5 protein-coding genes are annotated in these 6,595 nt (G+C 70.4%); all 5 read right to left on the bottom strand.

All coding sequences use genetic code 11. From position 1 onward, the window contains the following. The coding region (ftsW, locus tag H5J31_RS39070; protein ID WP_181777687.1) for a putative lipid II flippase FtsW at positions 1-1,287 on the bottom strand (1,287 nt) is incomplete at its 3' end. Continuing rightward, complete coding sequence (gene murD, locus H5J31_RS39065; protein WP_181777686.1) at positions 1,274-2,692, bottom strand: UDP-N-acetylmuramoyl-L-alanine--D-glutamate ligase; 1,419 nt, start codon at positions 2,690-2,692, stop codon at positions 1,274-1,276. The genes murD and ftsW, both read right to left, overlap by 14 nt. Positions 2,693-2,695: 3 nt before the next feature. After that, positions 2,696-3,784 carry a phospho-N-acetylmuramoyl-pentapeptide-transferase gene (mraY, locus tag H5J31_RS39060; protein WP_181777685.1) on the bottom strand — a complete coding sequence of 363 codons (1,089 nt, stop codon included), beginning with the start codon at positions 3,782-3,784 and terminating at the stop codon, positions 2,696-2,698. Further along, complete coding sequence (locus H5J31_RS39055; RefSeq protein ID WP_181777684.1) at positions 3,781-5,304, bottom strand: UDP-N-acetylmuramoyl-tripeptide--D-alanyl-D-alanine ligase; 1,524 nt, start codon at positions 5,302-5,304, stop codon at positions 3,781-3,783. Before H5J31_RS39055 ends, mraY begins: the two co-directional genes overlap by 4 nt. After that, a partial coding sequence (locus tag H5J31_RS39050; RefSeq protein ID WP_181777683.1) for a UDP-N-acetylmuramoyl-L-alanyl-D-glutamate--2,6-diaminopimelate ligase occupies positions 5,301-6,595 on the bottom strand: 1,295 nt, incomplete at its 5' end. The genes H5J31_RS39055 and H5J31_RS39050, both read right to left, overlap by 4 nt.

Below are 6,595 nucleotides of genomic sequence, written 5' to 3'. Positions count from 1 at the left end.
GGGCGGGCGGTACGGCTCGGGGGCGGGAAGCCTCAGCAGGCGTCCGAATTTACCCGGGCCCTGCGAACGCAGTGCGGCCACCGCCTCCGGTTCGTGCCGGGCGGCGTTGGCGAGGAACCCCATGATGAGCATGGTGATCACCAGCGAGGTCCCGCCGTACGAGATCAGCGGCAGCGTGACGCCGGTGACCGGCAGCAGGCCGACGACGTACCCGATGTTGATACCCGCCTGCGCGACAAGGAAAACGGTCAGCGTGCCGGCGACGATCCGGATCCACGGGTCGAGGTTGCGGGCGGCGATCCGCAGGCCGACGATCGCGACGCCGGCGAACAGCGCCAGCACCACCACGCAGCCGATGAAGCCGAGCTCCTCGCCGATCAGCGCGAAGATGAAGTCGTTCTGCACGTTCGGCAGGTAGCCCCAGTTGGACTGGCCCTGCCCGAGTCCCTTGCCGAAGAGCCCGCCGTCGGCGAGCGCGAGTTTCGCCTGGTTGGCCTGGAAGCCGTCGGCGCTGACGTCCGGGTCGCCGGAGACGAACGACAGGACCCGCTTCAGCCGGTACGGCTCGATGATGGCCAGCACCAGGACACCGACCAGACCACCGGCGAGGATCACGCCGAACAGCCGCTTCGGCGCGCCCGCGAACCACAGCAGGGCCAGCAGCACCACCGCGAGGGTGATCGTGCCGCCGAGGTCGGGCTGCATCATGACCAGCGCGAACATCAGCAGCGCGATCGGCACGACCGGGACGAGCAGATGCCGCCACTGGTTGATGATGTTGTACTTGATCACCAGGATGTGCGCGCCCCAGAAGGCGAGCGCGAGTTTCGCGGCTTCGACCGGCTGGAAGGCGAACCCGCCGAGCATGAACCAGCCCTGCGAGCCGTTGAGCGTGGACCCGAGCGGCGTCAGCACCAGCATGAGCAGGCCGAGGCAGACCACGGTCATCGTCGCCGAGAGGCGCCGGACGCGTTCCAGCGGGATCCGCAGCCCGACCCAGAACACCACCGCGCCGATCGCGACGAACATGATGTGCTTGCTGAACTGCGCGTACACCCCGGCGCCGGTCTTCGGGTTGTACGAAGCCACCGAGGACGCGGACAGCACCATCACGATGCCGATCGTGGTCAGCACGCCGGTGAGCGCCAGGACCAGGTGGAACGAGGCGAGCGGCCGCGAGAGCCACGCCGTCAGCGCGGTGCGGAAAGCGACGAAGGCGCTTTCCTTGCGCTCTTTACGTGGCCGCCGCTCGGGCGGCTGCCGCTTTCTCTCCTCAACCGCCGTCACTGGTCTCCCCCGCACCGTCGCGCAGGACCCGGACCGCACTCGCGAAAGCGTCGCCGCGCTCGCCGTAGTTGCGGAACATGTCCAACGACGCCGCGGCGGGGGCCAGCAGCACTACATCTCCGGGGCGAGCCAGGGCGCTGGCCGCCTTCACCGCCGCAGTCATGGGGTCATCGTCACCCGGAAGGAGGCTGTTGACCGGGACATCCGGCGCGTGTCGCGCAACAGCGGCGGCGATCACGGGTGAATCGACCCCGAGCAGCACGACTCCGCGCAGCCTGCCGGCGACCGAGCCGACGAGTTCGTCCACCGAGGCGCCCTTGAGCTGGCCACCGGCGATCCAGACGACGGAGAGATGCGCGCGCAGCGAACCCGCCGCCGCGTGCGGGTTGGTCGCCTTGGAGTCGTTGACGTACTTGACGCCGCCGATCTCGGCGATCTCCTCGGCCCGGTGCGGGGCCGGCTGGTACTCACGCAGGCCCTTCGCGACGTCCTCGCCGCTGACACCGTAGGCGCGGGCGAGCGAGGCCGCGGCGAGGGCGTTGGAAACGTTGTGCGGGCCCGCGGGCCGGACGTCGGCCAGCGTGCCGAGTTCGTCGGCGCTGGTCGCCGGGTCGGCCACGAAGGCGCGGTCGACCAGCAGATCCTCGACGATGCCGAGTTCACCGGCGCGCGGGGTGTCCAGGCCGAACGCGACCCGGCGGGCCTCGGCGGGCGCGTGCTCGTCCGCGAGCCGGACGGACCACTCCTCGTGGAGGTTGTGCACCACGTTCCGCGAGCGGTGGTGGATGCGTCCCTTCGCGGCCGCGTACTCCTCCATGGAGCCGTGCCAGTCGATGTGGTCCTCGGCCAGGTTGAGCACCACCGACGCGTGCGGCGCCAGCGTGGACGACCAGTGCAGCTGGAAACTCGACAGTTCCACGGCCAGCACCTCGTGCCCGGCCTGAACCGCGTCCAGCACCGCGAAACCGACGTTTCCGCAGGCCACGGCGTCGACACCGGCGGCGCGCAGGATCGACTCCAGCATGCCGACGGTGGTGGTCTTGCCGTTGGTCCCGGTGATCGCCAGCCACACCGGCGGTTTGTCGCGCAGTTGCCCGACCCGCCACGCCAGCTCGACGTCGCCGATCACCTCGACACCCGCCTCGGCCGCCGCCACCAGCAGCGGCGCCGTCGGCCGCCAGCCGGGGCTGGTCACGACCAGCTCGATGCCTTCGGGCGGCTCGGTCAGGCCCGGCACCAGTTCGGCGCCATGGTTCTGACCGAGCTGACCTTCGAGCTCCGCCAGCCGCTCGGCGTTGCCGTCGGTGACGGTGACCCGCGCACCCAGTTCCCGCAGGACGGGGACGACCGATCTGCCGGTGACCCCGGCACCGGCGACGAGGACGTGACGACCGGCCAGCTCCACCGCTTAACCCCCGAGGCCGAGTTGCTCGCTGTAGAACAGGCCGAGCCCGAACATGCAGCAGATGGCCGAGAGCAGCCAGAACCGGATGATGACCGTGGTCTCCGCCCAGCCCGCGAGTTCGAAGTGGTGATGGAAGGGCGCCATCCGGAACAGTCGCCGCCGCGTGGTGCGGAAGACCGCGATCTGCGCGACCACCGAGATCATCTCGACCATGAACAGACCGCCGATGACGATGGCGAGCAGTTCGGTGCGGGTGGTCATCGACAGACCGGCGACCAGGCCACCGAGGGCCAGCGAGCCGGTGTCACCCATGAAGATCTTCGCCGGGGCCGCGTTCCACCAGAGGAACCCGACACAGGCACCGGTCGCCGCGGCGGCCACCACGGCCAGGTCCAGCGGGTCCCGGACGTCGTAGCAGGCGGCCTGCGGGCTGACCGCGCACGAGAGGCGGGTCTGCCAGAAGGCGATGACGACGTAGGTCGCCAGCACCATCGCCGCGGTGCCGCCGGCGAGACCGTCGAGGCCGTCGGTGAAGTTCACCGCGTTCGACCAGCCGGAGATGACGATGTAGCAGAACACCACGAAGAACACCGACGGGAAGGTGATCAGCGCGAGGTCCCGCACGTAGGAGAGGCTCTCCGAGGCGGGCGTCAGGCCTTCGCCGTTGGGGAACCGCAGGGCCAGCACCGCGAAGACGATCGTGACCACCAGCTGGCCGACCAGTTTCGCGGTCTTGTTCAGCCCGAGGTTGCGCTGCTTGCGGATCTTGATGAAGTCGTCGAGGAAACCGACGATCCCCAGGCCCACGGCCAGGAAGAGGACCAGCAGACCGGACGCCGACGGGCCACCGGTGCCGGTGCCCGTGCCGCCGAACGAGCTGATCAGATGTGCCACGAAATACCCGACGACCATCGCGATGATGATCGCGACACCACCCATCGTCGGGGTACCGCGTTTGGATTTGTGGCCCTGCGGTCCTTCCTCCCGGATCTCCTGGCCGAAGCCCTGCCGGGAGAAGACCCGGATCAGATAGGGAGTGAGGAGGATGGAGACCAGCAGGCCCGCCGCGGCCGCGATCAGGATGCTGATCACGCGTCACCACCGTTCGAGCGTTCTTGAGAGGGGGAAGGGGGTACTGCGAGAGCTGATTCAGGGGGTGTGAGCAGGGCATCGGCCACCCGCCACAGTGCGGCGACCTTGGACGCCTTCACCAGCACGATGTCCCCTGCGCGGAGCTGATCATGCAGGAGGGCGACGGCGGCCTCGACGTCGGGTACCTGTACCGACTCCTCGCCCCAGGAACCTTCCTGATGCGCGCCCTGGTGCATCGCCGCGGCTTCCGGCCCGACGACCACGAGCTTGTCGATGTTGAGGCGGACGACCAGTCTGCCGATGCCGTCGTGCGCCTCGACGGCGTCGTCGCCGAGCTCGCCCATCACGCCGAGCACGGCCCAGGAACGGCGCTGCGTGCTCATCGACGCGAGTGCCTTGAGGGCGGCCCGCATCGACTCGGGGTTGGCGTTGAACGAGTCGTTGAGCACCGTGACGCCGTCGGCGCGGGTGGTGACCTCCATACGGCGCTCGGAGCGCCGCTCCAGGCCGGAAAGACGCGTCGCGATCTCCTCGGGCGTGGAACCCAGTTCCAGGGCCACGGCGGCGGAGGAGAGGGCGTTGCCGACGTGGTGCTCGCCGTAGAGCGGCAGCTTGACCTGAGCCTCGCCTGCCGGGGTGATCAGGCGGAACGACGCGCGCGCCTCGTCGTCGAGGGTGATGTCCACCGCCCGGACCTGCGCGGACGCGCTCTCGCCGACGCCGACCACCCGCGCCGTCGTCCGGCTCGCCATGGCCGAGACCAGCGGATCGTCGACGTTCAGGATGGCGACACCGCCGTTTTCGGCGCTCGGCAGCGCCTCCACGAGCTCACCCTTGGTCTTGGCGATGCCCTCGCGCGAGCCGAACTCGCCGACGTGCGCGCTGCCGACGTTGAGGACGACCCCGATCCGCGGCGGCGCGAGGGCCGCCAGCTCGGCGATGTGGCCCGGTCCGCGGGCGGACAGTTCCAGCACGAGGTGCCGGGTTCCGGCATCCGCCCGCAGCGCGGTCCAGGGGTGGCCCAGTTCGTTGTTGAACGACCCCGGCGGCGCGACCGTGGGACCGAGCGGCTCCAGCAGCTGGGCGATGATGTCCTTGGTGGAGGTCTTGCCCGAGGAACCGGTGACGCCGACGACGGTCAGGTGGTCCCCGGCCAGCTTGTCGACCACGTACCGGGCGAGTTTGCCCAGCGCGGCCAGCACGGCGGCACCCGAGCCGTCCTTGTCGCCGGTGAGCGCGACGGACTTCTCGTGCGCCACGCCGGCGTCCAGCGGCGGCACGATCACGGCGGGGGCGTCGACCTCGCGGGCCGCGAGCACCGCGACGGCGCCGGACTCGACGGCCTTCGCGGCGAAGTCGTGTCCGTCGACCTTCTGCCCCGGCAGGGCGACGAACAGCCCGCCGGACGTGATCTCGCGGGTGTCGAATTCGACGGTTCCGGTGACCTCGGCGGTGCCGTCGGTCCGGTGCAGCCTGCCGCCGACGATTTCGGCGATCTCGGCCAGGCTGAGCACGATCACACAGTCACCTCTAGACGTCTGCGAATAGCGGCCGCGAGTTCGTCGCGGTCCGAGAACGGGTGCACCACACCCTGGACCTCTTGGCCGGTCTCGTGGCCCTTGCCCGCGATGAGCACGATGTCGCCCGGTTCGGCGAGCTCGACGGCGCGGACGATGGCCTCACGGCGATCGGCGATCTCGAGGATCTCGCCGCCCTGCGCCGGTCCGGCGTTGCGGGCACCGGCCAGCATCGCCGCCCGGATCGCGGCCGGATCCTCCGAGCGCGGGTTGTCGTCGGTCACGATCAGCACGTCGCTGCGCCGGACCGCCGCCTCCCCCATCACCGGGCGCTTCGCGGTGTCGCGGTCCCCGCCACAGCCGAGGACGGTGATGATCCGGCCCTCGGCTCGGGCACGCAGTGCGTCGAGCCCCTGCGCGACGGCGGCGGGCTTGTGCGCGTAGTCGACGACCGCGGTGAACGGCTGGCCCAGGTAGACCCGTTCCATCCGGCCCGGTACCTCGACCGCGGCGAGCCCGGCGACGATGGCGTCGAGCGGGACGCCGGCGGTGTTCAGGATCGCCGCCGCGAGCACCGCGTTCGCCACGTTGAACTCACCCGGCAGCGGGATCTTCGCCGAGGCGGCGATGCCTTCGGGACCGTGGAGGGTGAAGGTCTGCTCCCCCGCCGGTGTCGGCGTCAGGTCGGTGGCGCGCCACAGCGCGTCCGCGCCCGGCTCCGTGGAGACGGTCACCGTGTGCGGGGTGAGGAGCGCCTGGCCCCAGGCGCTGTCGACGACGACCACCTCGGCGGTGGAGCGGCCGTCGAACAGCAGCGACTTGGCGGCGAAGTACTCCTCCATGTCCTTGTGGAAGTCCAGGTGGTCCTGGGAAAGGTTCGTGAACGCCCCGACCGCGAACCGCGTGCCGTTGACCCGGCCCAGCGACAACGCGTGGCTGGAGACCTCCATCGGGACGTGCGTGACGCCACGCTCCACCATCACCGCGAACAGCGCCTGCAGATCCGGCGCCTCCGGGGTGGTGAACCCGCTGGCCAGCCGCTCGCCCGCGATCCGGGTCTCGACCGTGCCGATCAGTCCGGTGGTGAGCCCGGCCGCCTTGAGCCCGGCATCGACCAGGTACGACGTCGTCGTCTTGCCGGCGGTCCCGGTGACGCCCAGGACCGACAGCTCCAGCGACGGCTCGCCGTAGATCCAGGCCGCGATCTCGCCCAGGGCGGCACGCGGATCCGGGTGGACGAGGATCGGCACGCCGGCGTCCCGCAGGACCGGGCGTTCGGCACCGGCCTCGTCGG

Origin of the sequence: Amycolatopsis pittospori, from assembly GCF_013870525.1 — a bacterium.
Classification (GTDB): domain Bacteria; phylum Actinomycetota; class Actinomycetes; order Mycobacteriales; family Pseudonocardiaceae; genus Amycolatopsis; species Amycolatopsis pittospori.
Note: the sequence above shows the minus strand (reverse complement) of the source record. Positions and strands in the feature narration are given on the sequence as shown.